Below are 231 nucleotides of genomic sequence, written 5' to 3' on the forward strand. Positions count from 1 at the left end.
CCCACCTTGAACTTTTGGAAAAACATAACCGACCAAAGCCAAAGGCCATTATTGCAGACTCTGGTTATGGAAGCGAAGAAAACTATGCACATTGTGAAGAAAAGGAAATAGAAGCTTACATTAAATACAATACTTTTGATAAAGAACAGACAAAAGTGTGGAAGGAACAAATTGGCCGTGTTGAAAATATGGAGTATGACGAAGAGCTAGATGAATGGATTTGCGCAAACG

At 38.1% G+C, this 231-nt stretch carries 1 protein-coding gene; it reads left to right on the top strand.

Going from position 1 to position 231, the window contains the following annotated elements; translation table 11 throughout:
- On the top strand, window positions 1-231 hold a 231-nt coding region (locus JJQ88_RS21110), incomplete at both ends, for a transposase (RefSeq protein ID WP_210367983.1).

This window comes from Bacillus sp. REN3, assembly GCF_017912555.1.
Taxonomy (GTDB): Bacteria; Bacillota; Bacilli; order Bacillales; family Cytobacillaceae; genus Mesobacillus.